The organism is Mesorhizobium sp. GW821-FHT07A06 (assembly GCF_059419085.1).
Genome location: NZ_JBWKRC010000002.1, coordinates 603588 through 619744, shown reverse-complemented (window position 1 = coordinate 619744; position 16157 = coordinate 603588). Strand labels below are relative to the sequence as shown.

General features: G+C 66.1%; 4 protein-coding genes. 2 read left to right on the top strand and 2 right to left on the bottom strand.

Annotated features, from left to right (window positions below; translation table 11 throughout):
- Window positions 1–5: 5 nt before the first annotated feature.
- Complete coding sequence (gene pbpC, locus AC07SZ_RS08380; RefSeq protein ID WP_494913942.1) at window positions 6–2096, bottom strand: penicillin-binding protein 1C; 2091 nt, start codon at window positions 2094–2096, stop codon at window positions 6–8.
- 213 nt (window positions 2097–2309) lie between these two features.
- Window positions 2310–7808 carry an alpha-2-macroglobulin family protein gene (locus AC07SZ_RS08375; protein ID WP_494913941.1) on the bottom strand — a complete coding sequence of 1833 codons (5499 nt, stop codon included), beginning with the start codon at window positions 7806–7808 and terminating at the stop codon, window positions 2310–2312.
- A gap of 280 nt (window positions 7809–8088) precedes the next feature.
- On the opposite strand from AC07SZ_RS08375, the gene AC07SZ_RS08370 reads away from it, so the two are divergent.
- Together AC07SZ_RS08370 and AC07SZ_RS08365 are read left to right on the top strand one after the other, a co-directional pair.
- Complete coding sequence (locus tag AC07SZ_RS08370; protein WP_494913940.1) at window positions 8089–10017, top strand: autotransporter assembly complex protein TamA; 1929 nt, start codon at window positions 8089–8091, stop codon at window positions 10015–10017.
- A 1-nt stretch (window position 10018) separates the two neighbouring features.
- Window positions 10019–16078, top strand: a complete 6060-nt coding sequence (locus AC07SZ_RS08365) for a translocation/assembly module TamB domain-containing protein (protein ID WP_494913939.1) — start codon at window positions 10019–10021, stop codon at window positions 16076–16078.
- The last annotated feature ends 79 nt before the right edge of the window (window positions 16079–16157 follow it).

Here is a 16157-nt window from a genome sequence, read left to right as displayed (position 1 = left end):
TGCGTTCACTCGACGAACACCTTTACGCTGGCCGCCCGCCCCACGGCGTCGATGACAGTCAGCGTCGAATAGCCCGCGCCGTCGGGCAGCCAGGTCGCGGTGCGGCGGCGGTCGATGCCAGTGAGCGGCTTGCCGTTGGCCAGCCAGCGGAATGGCGCACGGCCGCCTTGCAGTTTCAGCACAAGCGGCGAGGCATCTGCCGAATTCGTGGCGAGATCGACGCGGGCGCCGTCCGGCGGGAAGATGATGGTTGGGGCGGGCTCGGTGGGCGTGGCCTGCACCAGCCCGTCGGCACCGGCGCCAAAGCGGGCGAGCGTCACCGGCAGATCCTCGCGCTTGGGGGTGAAGGCACCGGGCGGCTTGCCCGGCAGCGGCACGGTGGCGAGGCCGGAACGGACAAAGCCCTCGAACAGGATCGGGGCGGCCGAGACATAGCCGGAGAGGCCCGGCACGGCGCTGGCATCGGGGCGGCCGACCCAGACGCCCAGCACATAGCGGCCGTCGAAGCCGACCGACCATGCGTCGCGGTAGCCGTAGGATGTGCCGGTCTTGTAGGCGATACCGCGCTGCAAGGCGCCTTCCGGCGGTTTCACGCCCGACAATATGTCGATGATCTGCCAGTTCGCCTGCTCGTTGAGGATGGTGGCAGTGGTGCGTTCGGCATTGGCCGGCTCGGTGCCGTCATGCAGCGTGTGCGTCTTGCCGCCATTGGCGAGGCCCGTATAAAGCTGGACGAGATCGCGCAGCGTCACGCCAACGCCGCCAAGGCCGATGGCCAGGCCGGGCGCCTCGTTGATCGGCAGGATCGGGTTGACCCCGGCCTGGCGGAAGCGTGCTGTCAGCCGGGCCGGGCCGACCGCGTCGAGCACGCGGATCGCCGGCACGTTGAGCGACAGTTGCAGCGCCTGGCGGATCGAGACATCGCCTTGGTAGCCCATGTCGAAGTTCTTGGGCCTGTAGCCGCCGAAATCGACCGGGCTGTCCTCGATCAACGTTTCCTGCGCCACCAGTCCCTGCTCGAAGGCGAGGCCATAGATGAACGGCTTCAGCGTCGAGCCGGGCGAACGCACGATCTTGGTCATGTCGATCCAGCCGGAGCGGCTGGAATCGAAGAAATTGGCCGAGCCGACTTCGCCGAGGATGTCGCCGGTTCGGGAATCGGCCAGCACCATGGCGACGGAGAGGCGCGGCCCGAGCTTGGCGGCGGCGTCGCGTGCCACCTGTTCCAGTCCTTGCTGGACGCTTTTGCGGATCGTCAGCTTGAGCGGCTGGCCGGGAACGGCCCGGGGCAGCATCGCGTAGGCGGCGTGCGCGGCGAGCGCCGGCAGAGTCCGGCGCAGGCCCGACACGTCGTCGAGGGCGGCGCGTGCCGCCTCGCGTTCGCCGATCAGGCCTGACGAAACCATGCGGGTCAGCACCCGGTCGCGGGCGGCGTGAGCGATTTCGAGATTGCGGTCGGGCCGCCGCCTTTCCGGCAATTGCGGCAGCGCGACGAGCAAGGCGGCTTCGGAGACGGTGAGCCGCTTTGGCTCCTTGCCGAAATAGGCGAGCGAAGCGGCGCGCACGCCTTCGAGATTGCCGCCATAGGGCGCCAGCGTGAGATAGCGTTCGAGGATCTCGCGCTTGGACAGCCGCCGCTCGATCTGGATGGCGCGCAGCATCTGCTTGACCTTGGAGCCGAGGCTGCGGCTTTCGCGCGGCTCGATCAGGCGCGCAAGCTGCATCGACAGGGTCGAGCCGCCGGAGACGATGTGGCCGCTGGTTGCGAACTGGCCGGCGGCTCTGCAAAGCGCCAGCACGTCGACACCCTCATGGTCCCAGAAGCGCTTGTCCTCATAGGTGACCAGCATGTCGACGAACTGCTTGTCGACCTGGTCGAGACGGGTTTCGAGCCGCCAGTAGCCGTCCGGCGTGGCGAAGGCGCGCAACAGTTGGCCGTCACGATCCTGGACTTCGGTGGAGACAGTCAGCGTCGCGGGCAATGGCGGCGGGAAAGCGCGGTCGAGTTCCCAGAGAGAGGCGACGGAAAGGGCGAGAATGCCGGTGACGGTTGCTACGGTTGTGGCGGCACGGCGGAGAAGTTTTCTTGAAAGCATGGCGCTGCCCCTCATTGCCCTGCCGGGCATTTCTCCCCGTATAGAGACGGGGAGAAAGAGGCCTGCGCGGAGGTTTTCGCCAATTTCCAAAGTTGCAGAACAGTTGCCGACGATCGGGACAGTTCCCTTCTCCCCGTCACTATACGGGGAGAAGGTGCCGGCAGGCGGATGAGGGGCAGCGCCATCGTCCTGTTCATGTTCGTCGGCAACATCTTACGGCGCCTTGATCTCCATCATGCCGGTGGCGGTGCGGGCCGAATATTGCGGCCGGTACATGTCTTCCACCGTCGCCGCCGGATGGGCGTAGGTACCCGGGGTCACGGCGCGCACGACATAGGCGAGCGTCAGATTATGGTCATGGTCGCCGTCGGCCGGGTTGAATGCCGCGACGAAACGGTCGTCGCGGAATTCGAGGTGAGCGGCGTCGGTCTGTGCCAGCCAGGAGAAGTTCGTCAATTGGGCGCTGGAGACCAGGCCGGGATTGTCGATCTCGAAGCCGGCCGGCAAGAGGTCGGTGACCAGCAGGCGCGACGGCCAGCTGTTCTGCTCGGTGACCTTGAGCACGACGACATAGCGCTCGTTCTGGGTTGCCTCCGTCACATTGGCTTCCGTGCCATCGAGCTTGTAGTAGGTACGGCTGATGGTGAAGCCGTCGCCGCCGGCCGGCAAGGGCTGGATCGGCGACGCCACGCTGGTGACGACGGCCTGCAGCGGGGTCTTGCCGGTGTTGGCGATTTCGAGCGGGCTGTCCACCAGCTCGGAGCCGTTGACCTGGTTGGAATAGCCGCCTGAATGCGGCGCGCCGTTGACGGTCAGGGTGATCGAATCATTGCCTTCCTTCAGCGCGCGGGCCGCCAGCAGCATCCAGGAATCGTCCTGGGTGCTGGTCCAGCGGGCTTCGGCGCGTTCCCTGGTCACCAGCTTGACCAGCTCCGGCACGATCGTCGACACGGGCTTCGATTCCGCCGCCAGCGACAGCATCGCCGCGCCGTCACGCAGCGCCGAGCCGTAGTCGGAGCGGTACCAGTCGTAGTCGCTGCTCGACTTGGCGAGCTGCAGCGCAGTCTTGAACGTCGCTTCCGAGCGCTGCGTGTCGCCATAGAGCGCAAGGCTCGCCGCCAGCTGGGCAACGGCCATCGGGCTCGAGAAGGCCTCGAGCTGGGTGTCGGCATAGTAGCGCAGGTCGCCGATCGAGGCCTTCTTGTTGCGGGCCAGAACGTAGAGGGCGTAGGCGATCTCGCTGCCGCGGTCCTGTACGCTCTGGTCATAGCCGAGCGAGTTCTGCAGATTGCTCAGCGCCTGGTTCATGGCCAGAGCCGGCACGTCGTATTTCTGCTCGCGCGCCCTGGTCAGGAACTCGCTGACATAGGCGTCCAGCCATAGATCGCCGGAGCCCGGGCCCCACAGGCCGAAGCTGCCGCTCGAGGACTGATAGCTCAGCACCTTGTAGATGGCATCCTGGATGCGGCCGTGAAGGTCGGGGTCGCTTTCCATGCCGATGCCCGAGGCCAGCTCGTTGACATAGAGAAGCGGCATGGCGCGGCTGGTGGTCTGCTCGGCGCAACCATAGGGGTAGCGGTCGAGCGTCATCAGGAGCGAGGGCACGTCGAAGGCTGCCGCCTGCGATACGCCGACGCTGACGGAAGCGCCGTCGAGCAGGCTTGCCGCAAGCAGTTCCTTGTCGACACGCAGCGCGCCGCCATTGCCCTTGAGGTCGACCACAAGCCGCGTGGTGACCGGCAATTGCGCCGGACGTACCGGCACATAAAGCGTCTGCTCGACCTTGGTGCCGTCGGCGTGCGCAAGCCTGATGGTGAGCGAGGCATTGCCCGCCGTCTTCGCGATCAGCGGCACGGTCAGCGTCTGGCGCTTGCCCTGGGCGAGCGTCAGCTTCTGGGGCAGGGGCTTGTCGCCGGTCGACAGGTCGCCGGTCGTGTCGATCGAGAAGGCATAGTCGCCGGCCGGACCGTCGGTGTCGGCCACGTCGAGCCGCATGACGGCGTTGTCGCCAGGCGCCAGGAAGCGTGGCAGGCCGGCGGTGATGACCACGGGGTCCCGCACGATCACGTCCGACTGGGCATGGCCGACCGCTTCCTTGGTCCAGGCGACGGCCATGACGCGCACGGTGCCGTTGAACTGCGGGATATCGAAGTCGATCCGTGCCTTGCCGTCGGCGTCGAGCTCGACCGGGCCGGAGAAGAAGGCGACCAGCTTTTCAGTCGGCGGGCTGCCTTGCGCCTGCATGTTGGCGCCGTCACCGCCGGTCCTGAGCTTGCCGGTGGTGCCGAGCGACCCATCGATCAGGCGGCCATAGATGTCGCGGATCTCCATGCCCAGCATGCGCTGGCCGAAGAACCAGTTCTCCGGATCCGGCGCCTTGTAGTTGGTCAGGTTGAGGATGCCGACATCGACGGCGGCAACCATGACATAGGCGTTGGTGCCCGGCTGCACGCCGGCCACGGAAACCGGGATCGACAGTTGCTGGCGCGGCATCGTCTTGTCCGGCGGTGTCAGGGTGACGGCGAGCTTCTTCGAGCCCGGATCGACCGTCAGCCATTTCACGCCGATGGCGCGGGCCGGCATGCGCGTCTCCTGCGCATCGCCCGGCCGGAACAGGGTCGCCGTGACATAGGCGCCGGCGCCCCAATCGTCGCCAACCGGAATGTCGACGGTACCGCCGCCGGCCGGAACGGTCGCCGTGATGGTCTTCAAGAGCTTGTCGGAACCGATATTGACCAGAAGTTCGCCGGCAAAATGCGGCGAGACTTTCAGCTTGGCCACTTCGCCCGCGGCATAGTTGTCCTTGTCGAGGGCGATCTCCAGTCCGTCAGGCGTTTCGGTGGTCGTCGAGGCGACATACCAGCCGGCGTCGAATTCATAGCTGGTCGCCGGCCCCTCGGGGTCCGAGGTCTCGACCTCGAGCCGGTACTGGCCCCAGTCGACCGGCACGGAGACGGTGGCGTCGCCATCGGCGTTGAGGTCGACCTGGCCGTTGGCGATCGACTTGGTGAAGGTAACCGGCTCGTAGTTCCACGAATTGTTGGAGCGGTACCATTGGTAATTGCGTTCGACCTTGACCAGCGTCCACTGCGCGCCCTTCAGCGCCTCGCGCTTGCCATCAGGGTCGACGGCGATCAGGCTGAACTTGGCCGTGCCGCCCTGCGGCACTTCACCATCGGCGAAGTCCGGTCTGATGCCGATCATATGGCCTTGCGGGCGGATGCCGATGTTGAGCGAGCGTTCGATGGCGCGGCCACCGGTTTCGCGCATGCGCACCGTCACCTTGCCGTCGACCAGCTTGGTGGTCGAGGGCAATTGATCGACGGAGATCGGGAAGGTCGCCTTGCCGTCATCGCCAACCACGGGCAGGTTGGTGAGCGGCGTTACCGTCGGCTCCGCCGACTGCTCGTCGGCGAGGCCGAAGGAAAAGTTGGGGAAGCGGTCCCAGTCGCGCGACGTCGACAGCGTCAACTCGCCTTCCAGCGCCAGGCCCGCCGCCGGCGCGCCATAGAGGAAGCGGCCGTCAATGTTGATGTTGGCGGTTTCTCCCCGCGCGATTTCCTGCTTGTCGGCCTTCATGTCGAATTCGATGCGATCCGGCACGAAATCCTCGACCAGGAACATCTGGCTGGCGACCGCCGGCTGCTTCGGGTCGGTGTGGATCGATACCGACCAGGTGCCGCGCATGGCGTTGGGTTCAAGCGGCAGGTCGACGGCATGGCCGCCGGCCGAGGCGCCGTCGCTGACGATGCGGCGATCCTCGACGCCGTCGGGGCGCGAGAAGATGAAGGTGAGCGGCAGGTTCTCGACCGCCTTGGCGGCGCCATCACGGGCAAGGGCCGCGACATGGACATCCTCGCCGGCGCGGTAGATGCCGCGCTCGGTCCAGGCATAGACGTCCAGCGCACCGGGCGCCGCGCGCCCGGTGACGCCGCGGTCGGACAGGTCGAAGCCGGCCTTGGACATGTCGAGGAAGACGAAATCATTGTCGCCCTGCTTGGCCATCAGCACGGCCGGCACCATGCCGCCGTCGCCGCGTGTCAGGCCGGGATTGAAGACGGCGTGACCGTCGGCATCCGACGTCGCGGTGCCGAGAACCTCGTTGTTGCGGGCAACCAGCGTCAATTCGGCGCCGGCGATCGGCTTGGCGGAACCCAGCGAACGGGCAAAGACGTTGAGCCCGTCCTGGCCGGTATAGGTCGACAGGCCGATGTCGGAGACGACGAACCACTGCGTGGCCATCGAATTGTAGTCGTCGCTCTTGCCGTTGACGGCCTGGGCGGTCAACACATAGACGCCGGGCTTGCGTTGCGGCAGCGCTTCGTCGACCGGGAAGGACGTGGTGACCTCCTTGTTGAGGTCGTTGACTATGTCGAGCTGACCTTGCCAGACCGGCGCGCCCATCTGCTCGGAAATGTTGGAGATGTCATAGCCGTCGAGCTGGTGCAGGAACTGGTAGCCCGACAGAAGCTGCGCGAGCGACCGGTCGCCGATGCGGTAGAGCTTCATTTCGGCGGCGTTCATGTTGACGGTGACGACCGGAATGCCACGGCGCGCGCCGGCCGGCAGCACGAAGCTGTCGCCGGTGAAGCGGGCGGACGGAGCGCGATCCTGCACATAGATCGACAGCACCACGGGTGCGGCGGTCACTTCGCCAATTGCCGCCGGCAGGCCGGCGCGGAAGGTAACGTCGTAGTGCTGGCCGTGTTCGAGCCCTTCGACGCAGATCTGCTTGTCCTTGGCCTCGACGCCCTTCGGCGGAGCGTTGTCGACTGTCACGAACTGCGCGTAGTCGACACCGGTCTTGACCAGTTCCTCGGAGAATTGCGCGCAGATGCGCGGCGCGCTTGTGTCGGCATCGACGCTGTGGTCGATCACGCGGAAACCCTTGCGGGCCTTCAGATCGGCATAGTCGGCCTGGACGGCCGGCGACGTGACCAGCGCAAGGCTCGCCTCATAGGCCTGCAGCGCCGGCCGGTATAGATCGCGCCTGTCGAGGCCGGCGCCGAGCTGCGCCAGCACGTCGGCGCGGGTCTTGGTGGTGCGTAAGAGCTTGTAGGCGTTGAAGGCGGCCGAAGTGGCGTTCATCGGCAAGGTAGACGTTTCGGAGGTGTTGGCGGCGGGCTGCACGGCCAGCGTTTCGCGCGCCAGATTGAGCCAGAGCTGGCCATCATCGGGCATCACCGAGACAGCGGCCTCGTATTTCTGCATGGCGGAGCGATGGTCGCCGGTCTGCACGGCCTGCTCGGCGGAGCTGATCAGGGCCGCCATGCCTTCGGTCGGCTTGTCATAGGCCGGGCCAAGCAGCCTGTTGCGGTATTGCTGCGCCTGATCGGCCATCCAGTTGGGGAAGAAGGCGAGTTCCGGCGGCGCGCCGATATCCGGATCGCCGTCAATGTTGACGATCTTGCCGGCAACTGCTCCGTTGAACGGCTTCAGCTGGTTGTAGTCGGATTTGAGGAAGCACCATTTGGCCTTGGTGTTGTAAGTGAAGGCGCGGCAGGCAGGGTCGCCAAGGCATGTTGTCTTGCACTGGTCGAGGGTGACATTCTGGTCGGATCGCAGGTCGAAGCCGAAATAATCGGAATTGTCGGTCGTTGCGATTCGCCGGGCCTCGGCCGCTTGCGCGACGTCGTTCCAGGCCAAGGCATTGGCCCAGGCGAAGAAAAGAAGGATCAGAATCGACAGACCACGAGCCGTGCGCATTGCCATAACACCCTCCAGACAAGTGCAGACGTCCCGGCATGTTCAAGCTTCAGTCGAGCTTGTCAACGCGCGGACGCGGCAGGCTCCACCTGCCAACGGTTTATTTTCCGGCCAAGGACCGGTATGCGGACAGTAACCTCCATAGGACAGGGGATCACGCTTTCTTGCGGAAACGCAGAAGGTGTGAATTCCAAGCCCGTCCTATTTCAGACAATTGGATTGTGGCCCCTTTACGTGCGCTTCAGAACTTCATTCCAATTTTAGTTTTGTAACCTAGGTTGTCTTAATGCCAGCGCATGAAAAGCAGATGTCAGGAGGGACCGCGCCAGGGCGCGTTCTTTCGCGCGCCCTGCTTTTGGCCATGATCTGCTCGACCGTGCTGGGCGCCGAATCAAGGTCCGCGGCTGCGTTCGAGCTTTTCGGAATCAAGCTTTGGGGCTCGTCCAACGACGAGGACGCCGACATTGTCGACCCGCTGCGCTATGCCGTGACCATCACGGTGCCCGATGCGGACAAGGATCTTGTCAAGAAGCTCGAGAACGCCTCGGCGTTGAAGGGCGACGAGGATCGGCCGGTCTCCGGCTCGCTCGGGCTGATGGCGAAGGCGCGCAGCGACCGCGAACAGCTGGTCGCCGCGCTTTATGCCGATGCCCGCTACGAAGGCGTGGTCACCATCACCATCGACGGCAAGCCGCTCGACGAACTACCGCCGGACGCCGAATTCAAGGGCCCACAGCCTATTCCAGTGGCGATCAATATCGCGACCGGCCCCAAGTTCACTCTCGGCGATATCAGGCTGAAAGGGGACGCGGCGGGGCTGATGAGCGCCGATTACGGCCTGATATCGGGCGGCGACGCCGGGTCGGGCGCGGTGCTGAAGGCCGAGGCGCTGATCGTGCGCACGTTGAAAGAACAGGGCAGGCCGCTCGCCAAGGTGACCGGCCGGCAGATCGTCGCCGACCATGCCACCTCGACGCTCGACGTGACGCTGACGGTCGCGGCAGGCCCCGTCGCCGGCTATGGCGCGACCACGGTGGAAGGCACCGAGAAGGTCGACCGCGACTTCACCGAATACATGACCGGGCTGAAGCGCGGCCGGCAGTACTCGCCGCAGGAGATCAGCGATGCGCGCGACAGGCTGCTGGCGCTCGAGGTTTTCAACAGCGTGACCTTCAAGGAGGCCGACAAGCTCGATGCCGACGGCAACATTCCGATCGGCGTCCAGGTCAGCGAGCGCAAGCCGCGCTATTTCGGCCTCGGCGGCACCTTCTCGAACACGGAAGGCCTCGGCCTGGAAGGCTATTGGGGACACCGCAACCTGTTTGGTCACGCGGAAAAGCTGCGCATCGATGGCGCCATCAGCGGCATCGGCAGCAACAATCTGTCCGATCTCAACTACAATGCCGGCATCATGTTCGAGAAACCCGGCGTGATCGGGCCGGCGTCGAAGTTCTTTGCCGGCGTGAAGACCGTACTCGAGCATCCCGACGCCTACGACCATTTCTCGGTCAAGGGCAGCACCGGCCTTTCCTACGAGCTTGACAAGAAGCAGACCGTCTCGGCGGAGGTGGCGCTCGACTATTCCAGGATCACGGATGCGTTCGGCAAACACACCTACCTCATCGCCAGTGTTCCGCTGCAATATGTCTATGACAACAGGGACAGCAGGCTGAACCCGACCAGGGGCTTCCGGGTGCTGGCCTATGCCGAGCCGAGCTACGACATCATGAGCGGGGCCGCCTTCCTCAAGCTCAAGGGAGAGGGATCGGCCTATCAGTCGCTGGATACGGCCTCGAAGTTCGTGCTGGCCGAGCGCGTCGCCGTCGGCTCGATCGTCGGCACCGGGCTCGAGAACGTTCCGGCCGACCGGCGCTTCTACTCCGGCGGCGGCGGTTCGGTGCGCGGCTATGCCTATCAGGGCATCGGCCCGAAAGACTTCACCGGCCAGCCGATCGGTGGCCTGTCCTTCTTCGAGACCTCGGTGGAGATGCGCATCGCCGTCACCGACACGATCGGCATCGTGCCGTTCGTCGACGCCGGCACGGTGTCGACGAAGTCGGTTCCGAACTTCTCCGACGTCAAGGTCGGCGCCGGCGTCGGCCTGCGCTATGTGACGCCATTCGGGCCGCTGCGCATCGATGCCGCGGTGCCGCTCAACCGCGATCCCAGTGATCCGCATTTCGGCATCTATGCCGGCATCGGGCAGGCGTTCTGACATGAAGACGGTCCGGCGCATCCTTCGCATTGTTCTCTACACGCTGCTGATTGTTGTCGCGGGCGCGATCGGCGCACTCGTTGTCCTGACCAAGACCGAGCGCGGACGCGACAATCTCGCCGGCATCATCTCGCGGCTGGCCTCGAGCGACGACCGCAAGGTCACGGTCAGCGGCATCGACGGCATCTGGTCGGGCGCGCTCAGCGTCGATCATGTCGTGCTGGAAGACCGCAACGGGGCCTGGCTGGTGGCGCGCAAGGTCGCCGTCGACTGGTCGCCGCTGGCGCTGCTGTCGAAGAGCTTCAGTGCCGACCGCATCGCGGCCGAGCGCATCGAATTGGCACGCCTGCCGGTGGCCGGGACGCAACAGCCGGCGCCGAGCGGCGGCACGGCGACGCTGCCGGTTTCCATCGACATCAAGCAGATCGACCTGCCGGAAATCGCGCTTGGCCAGCAGCTGGCCGGCAGCGGCATCGCCGAACTCGCCGCCAAGGGGATGCTCAAGGCCGACGCGGCGCCGCTGGCGGTCGAGACCAGGCTCAACGTCACCCGCCATGATGGCAAGCAAGGCAATGTCGATGCGAATATCCATTTTGCGCCAGCCGACAACAGGCTCGACCTCGAGCTCAAGGCTTCTGAGCCCGCAGGCGGCATCATCGCCAACCTGCTCAAGCTGCCCGATACGCCGCCGGTCGATATAACCGTCTCAGGCACGGGGCCGCTCGCCAACTGGAACGGCATTGCCACGTTCACGGTGGATGGCGAGATCGTCACTCAGCTGACGGGCCGCCATCAGTCGACCGACAAGGGCAGCCACGTCGAGGCCAAGGGTGACGGCGATTTTGCCCGCTTCCTGCCGGAGAACTTGAAGCCGCTGTTTGCCGGCAAGACCAGTTTCGATGTCGCGGGCACCGCGACATCGGCCGGCGGCATCAGTGTCGACCGGGCCAGCATCGAAAGCGATGCCGTGCATGGCACAGCGACCGGCATCGCCGATCCGGCCGGCGCCAGCGACCTGTCCGTGGAAATTGCCGCCAAGGGCGCGCCTGTGCGGATCACCGTGGGAAGTGCCGCGCAACCGATCACGCTGGCGATCAGGAACGCGACCGCGCGCGCGTTCGGCGACGGCAAGGCGCCGATCGTCGATATCGGTGCCTCGCTGGCTTCGGTGGTGGCGGGCGGCACGCAACTGAACGACCTTGCGGCGCAGATCCATTCCGACGGCTTCGATATCCAGAATCGCTCCGGACCGGTCGCCGTCAAGCTGACAGCGGGCGGGCTGAAGACCGACGTGGCGACGCTGGCGCCGCTGGTCACCGGCAAGGTCGATGTCGATCTCGCCGGATCACTGAGCAAGGATGCCATCATCATCGACCAGGGCACGCTGCGTTCCGATGCGCTCAATGCCTCCCTGACGATGACGGTGGCGCTCGCGGACCTGTCGATGCAGCTCAAGATGAATGCCGATGCGGTGTCGACCGCCTTGCCGCCGCAGATCAGCTCGGTGCTCGGCGAGCGGGTGAAATTCTCGGCCGCCGCGACGCGCGATCCGCAAGGGGCTTTCGCCGCCAATTCGATCTCATTGACCTCCGGGACGCTCAGCGCCAGCGGCACCGCCAGCGCGCAAGGCTCCGACATCCAGGCCGACATCAAGGGCACGCTCGGCGACGTTTCGGTGCTGTCGCCGATGGTCGGCGTGCCGGTCGCCGGCGGCGTCGATTTCGCGCTGTCGGCCAGCGGCGCCAGGACAGCCCCGGATTTCACCGTCTCCGCCAATAGCGACAGCCTGACGGCCTCGGGCCGCACGGTGAAGGCGATCAAGCTGACTGCAAGCGGCAAGGCCGACATAGCGAGCCCTTCCGCCGATGTTTCGCTGACCGGCGCCGTCAACGATCAGCCGCTCGATGTCAAGGCGGCGCTGGTGACGAGCAAGGGCAAACGGTCGATCAACGGCTTCCTTATCTCGCTGGGCGACAACAAGGTTTCGGGCGACCTGGCACTGGATGACAAGTTCATGCCCCTGGGCACGCTGACGCTCGCGGCACCCGCAATCGACCAGTTGGCGGCACTCGCCGGGCAGGCGGTGACGGGTGATATAAACGGCACCATCAATTTCGCCAAGGACGGCGAGACGCCATCGGTCACCATCGATGCCAGGAGCACCTCGATCGCGCGTGGCGAGGTGACCGCCAAGGCGATCGCCGTCAACGCGCTGATCGCCAACTATCTCAAGGCGCCGGCGATCTCGGGCACCATCAAGGCTGACTCGGTCACGTCGGGCGCCACCGAGATCAGCGGCATCGGCGTCGACCTGAAGCGCGACGGCGACTGGACCAATTTCACCGGCGGCGCGACGATAGCGGGCATTCCGGCGACAGCGGCCGGCCGGGTCAAGATCGCCCAGGGCACCACCAGCGTCGAGATCGCCTCGGGCGAAGCGACGATGCGCGGCATCAAGGCGGCAATCGCCCAACCCTCGACACTGACCATCGCCAATGGCACCACCAGCATCGAGAAGCTGGCGCTCGACATTGGCGGCGGCGGCGCGGTGACGTTGTCGGGCAGCGCCGGCCAGACGCTCGATCTCGCCGCGCAGTTCTCGGCGCTGCCGGCGGCGCTTGCCAATGATTTTGCGCCCGGCCTCGATGCCGTGGGTACGCTCGGCGGCACGGCGCAGGTGACGGGAACGCCAGCCGCCCCGGACGTTCGGTTCAGCGCGCAGCTTGCCGGCGCCGAAACCAGCCAGACCCGTCAGGCCGGGCTTGGGCCGCTCGCGGTCGATGCTGCCGGCAGCTACACCTTGGCCGGCGGCGTCGCCCTCGACCATGCGACGCTGTCCGGCGACAAGATTTCCGGCACGGCCGCCGGCACCATCAATCCGAACGGCGCCAGCGATTTTGCGCTGGATCTCACCTCGTCCGGCCCCAGCCTGCCGCTGACCGTCGGCAGCGCCGAGAGTCCCGTGAAGATCGAGGTCAAGTCCTTGTCGGCAAAGGTGGCGGGGGAGAGCACCAAGGCTCGCCTGGATGTCTCCGCGATCCTGCCTTCGGTCGTCACCAGCCCGGCGAGGGTGGACGGACTTGTCCTGGCGCTGCATTCGGACGCTTTCGATCTCAAGAACCGCGCCGGAGCGGTTTCCGGCACGGTGTCGGTGGACAAGGTCGGCCTCGACAATGCGGCGATCGCGCCGCTGATCGCCGGCAAGGTCACGGCCGCTCTCAATGCCCGGCTGAGCGCCGATTCCGTCGCGATCGACAGCGGCTCGCTCAAAAGCGATGCGCTCAACAGCCAGGTTGCAGGGCAGGTATCGCTGCGCGACGGCACCATCGACCTCAAGCTCAATGCGGATGCTCCGTCATCGGCCTTGCCGGCCGCGGCGCGCGGCATGCTCGGTGAACGGGCACAGATCAGCGCCACGCTGAAGCGCGATCCCAACGGCAGCATCAATGTCGATGGGCTGAAGCTGGTCTCCGGCGCGCTGACCGCCGGCGGGCAAGCCAGCCTTGCCGACAACAAGCTGGCCGCCGACATCAAAGGCGCGCTGAGCGACATCTCGCTGCTATCCAAGGATGCCAAGGGCGCCATTGCCTTCGCTCTGAACGCCCAGGGGCCAGCCATTGCGCCCGACCTGTCGCTGACGGTCAACAGCGATCGGCTGCTGGTGGCGGAGCGCGAGATCACCGGCCTGAGGCTCACGGCCACCGGCAAGGCCGATGCCGCCAACCCGGCGGCGAATGTGCAACTGACCGGGAATGTCGCGGGACAGGCCCTGCAAGGCAGCGCGGTGCTGGCGACGGCGGACGGCAGGAGCGCCATCAACGGCCTCCTCCTGTCGCTGGGCCAGAACAAGATCTCCGGCGATCTGGCGCTGGACGACAAGTTCGTGCCCGAAGGCACGATCTCGCTCGACCTGCCCGATATAGGCCCGCTCGCCGCGCTGGCGTTGGAAAAGGCCGAAGGCGATGTGCGCGGCACGATTGCCTTCACCAGGAATGGCGCCGCACCCCAGGTTGCCATCAAGGCGGCCACCGCCTCGATCACGCGCGGCGACCTGCAGGCGAAGGCCGTCTCCATCGACGCGCTGATCGCCAACTATCTCGCCGCGCCGGTGATCTCGGGCAAGATCCGTGCCGACAGCGTCATATCGGGCGGCACCGTGATCAGCGGCATCGATGTCGATCTGAAGCGCGATGGCGACTGGACCGGCTTTTCCGGCGGTGCCACGGTCAAGGGCATTCCGGCCAAGGCCGCGGGCCGCGTGAAGGTGGCCAATGGCACGACCACGATCGAGCTCGCCTCGGGCCAGGCGACCATCCAGGGCATCAAGGCGGCGATCGCCCAGGCGTCGACCGTCAGCATCGCCAACGGCACGACGACGCTCGACCGGCTGGTGCTCAATCTCGGCGGCGGCACGGCGACGGTCACCGGCAAGGTCGGGCAGGCGCTCGACATCAATGGGACGCTGGCGCGGGTGCCGATGTCGCTCGCCAACAGCTTCTCGCCGGGCCTCGACGCGGCGGGTTCGATTTCGGGCACGGTGAAAGTGACCGGCGCGCCGGCCAGTCCGGCCGTGGCCTTCAACATCGATGCGACCGGCGTGCAGACGTCGCAGACCCGCGGCGCCGGCGTCGGCGCGGTAAGCGTTTCGTCGTCCGGCACTTTTGCCGGCAACAAGCTGACCTTAAACGCCAATGTCAGCGACGGAGCCGGCCTTGGCCTCAAGGGCGGCGGCACGGTGACGACGGGGGGCACGCCGGCGCTGGTGCTCGACTTCAATGGCGCCGTGCCATTCGGCCTCCTCAGCCAGAAGCTTGCCGCGCAGGGCCTGGCGCTGACGGGAACCGCCAATGTCAATGTCCAGGTGCGTGGCCCCGCGACGTCGCCCGTCATCGGCGGCAGCGTCAGCACCTCGGGCGCGCGGCTCGTCGATGCGCGCTCGGGCCTGGCCGTCAACGATCTCACGGCCGATGTCTCGATCGGCGGCGGCGCCGCCAGGATCAACCGGCTTACCGGAACGCTGTCGACGCGCGGCAGCCTGTCGGCGAGCGGCACGGTCGGCATCGACCCGGCGCAAGGCTTCCCGGCCGACCTTTCGATCAAGCTGACCGACGGCCGCTATACGGATGGACGCGTTGTGACCGCCAATCTCGGCGGCGACCTGACGATCAAGGGGCCGCTGACATCAGCACCGGCGATTGCCGGTACCGTCAATCTCGCCAAGACAGTCATCACAGTTCCGGACAAATTGCCGGGCTCGCTCTCGGCGCTCGACGTCAAGCACAAGAACGCGCCAAGCGCCGTCAAGGCGCAGGACAAGGCGCTGCGCCCGGCGACGACCAGCGGCAAGAGCGGCGGCAGCGGTCTCGCGCTCGATGTCACCGTCAATGCGCCGAACCAGATATTCATCCAGGGCAGGGGCGTCGATGCCGAACTCGGCGGTTCGCTCCGCCTGACCGGCCCGGCTTCTTCGCCGCAGGCGGTCGGCACCTTCACCCTGCAGCGCGGCAGGCTGTCGATCCTCGGCAAGCGGCTGACCTTCACCGAGGGCACTGTCGGCTTCTCCGGTTCGCTGGTGCCCTATCTCAACCTGACGGCGACCACGACGACGACCGGCGCCACCGTCACCATCGTGGTGTCGGGCGAGGCAACCAACCCGAAATTCACCTTCTCCTCGGTGCCGGCGCTGCCGGAGGACGAGGTGCTGGCGCAACTGATCTTCGGCCGGTCGATGTCGAACCTGTCGCCGCTGCAGATCGCGCAGCTTGCCGAAGCCGCCGCGCAATTGGCCGGCGTCGGCGGCTCGACCTCGCTGCTCGAGAACCTGCGCAGCGCCATCGGCGTCGACGATCTCGATGTGACCACGGACAGCAAGGGCGGGACGGCGGTGTCAGCCGGCAAATACCTGAACGACCGCACCTATGTGACCATCCAGAAGGGCGACAAGCCGGGTTCGGGCAAGGCGACCATCGACCTCAATGTCGGGCGTGGCGTCAAGTTGCGCGGCGAGGCGACGGACGCCGGCGAGGCCAAGGGCGGCATCTTCTACGAGAAGGAATATTGAGGGGCTGGCCCTCACCATGGCCGCGGCTGGCGCTGTCGTAACCAGCGCCAATGCCTCAGTTTACTCGCCCGAGGAGATT

Bases quoted from the DNA above. Each gene is read 5' to 3' on its own strand.
- AC07SZ_RS08370 (WP_494913940.1), top strand. From the start codon at position 8,089: ATGCCAGCGCATGAAAAGCAGATGTCAGGAGGGACCGCGCCAGGGCGC.
- AC07SZ_RS08365 (WP_494913939.1), top strand. From the start codon at position 10,019: ATGAAGACGGTCCGGCGCATCCTTCGCATTGTTCTCTACACGCTGCTG.
- AC07SZ_RS08375 (WP_494913941.1), bottom strand. From the start codon at position 7,808: ATGGCAATGCGCACGGCTCGTGGTCTGTCGATTCTGATCCTTCTTTTC.
- pbpC (WP_494913942.1), bottom strand. From the start codon at position 2,096: ATGCTTTCAAGAAAACTTCTCCGCCGTGCCGCCACAACCGTAGCAACC.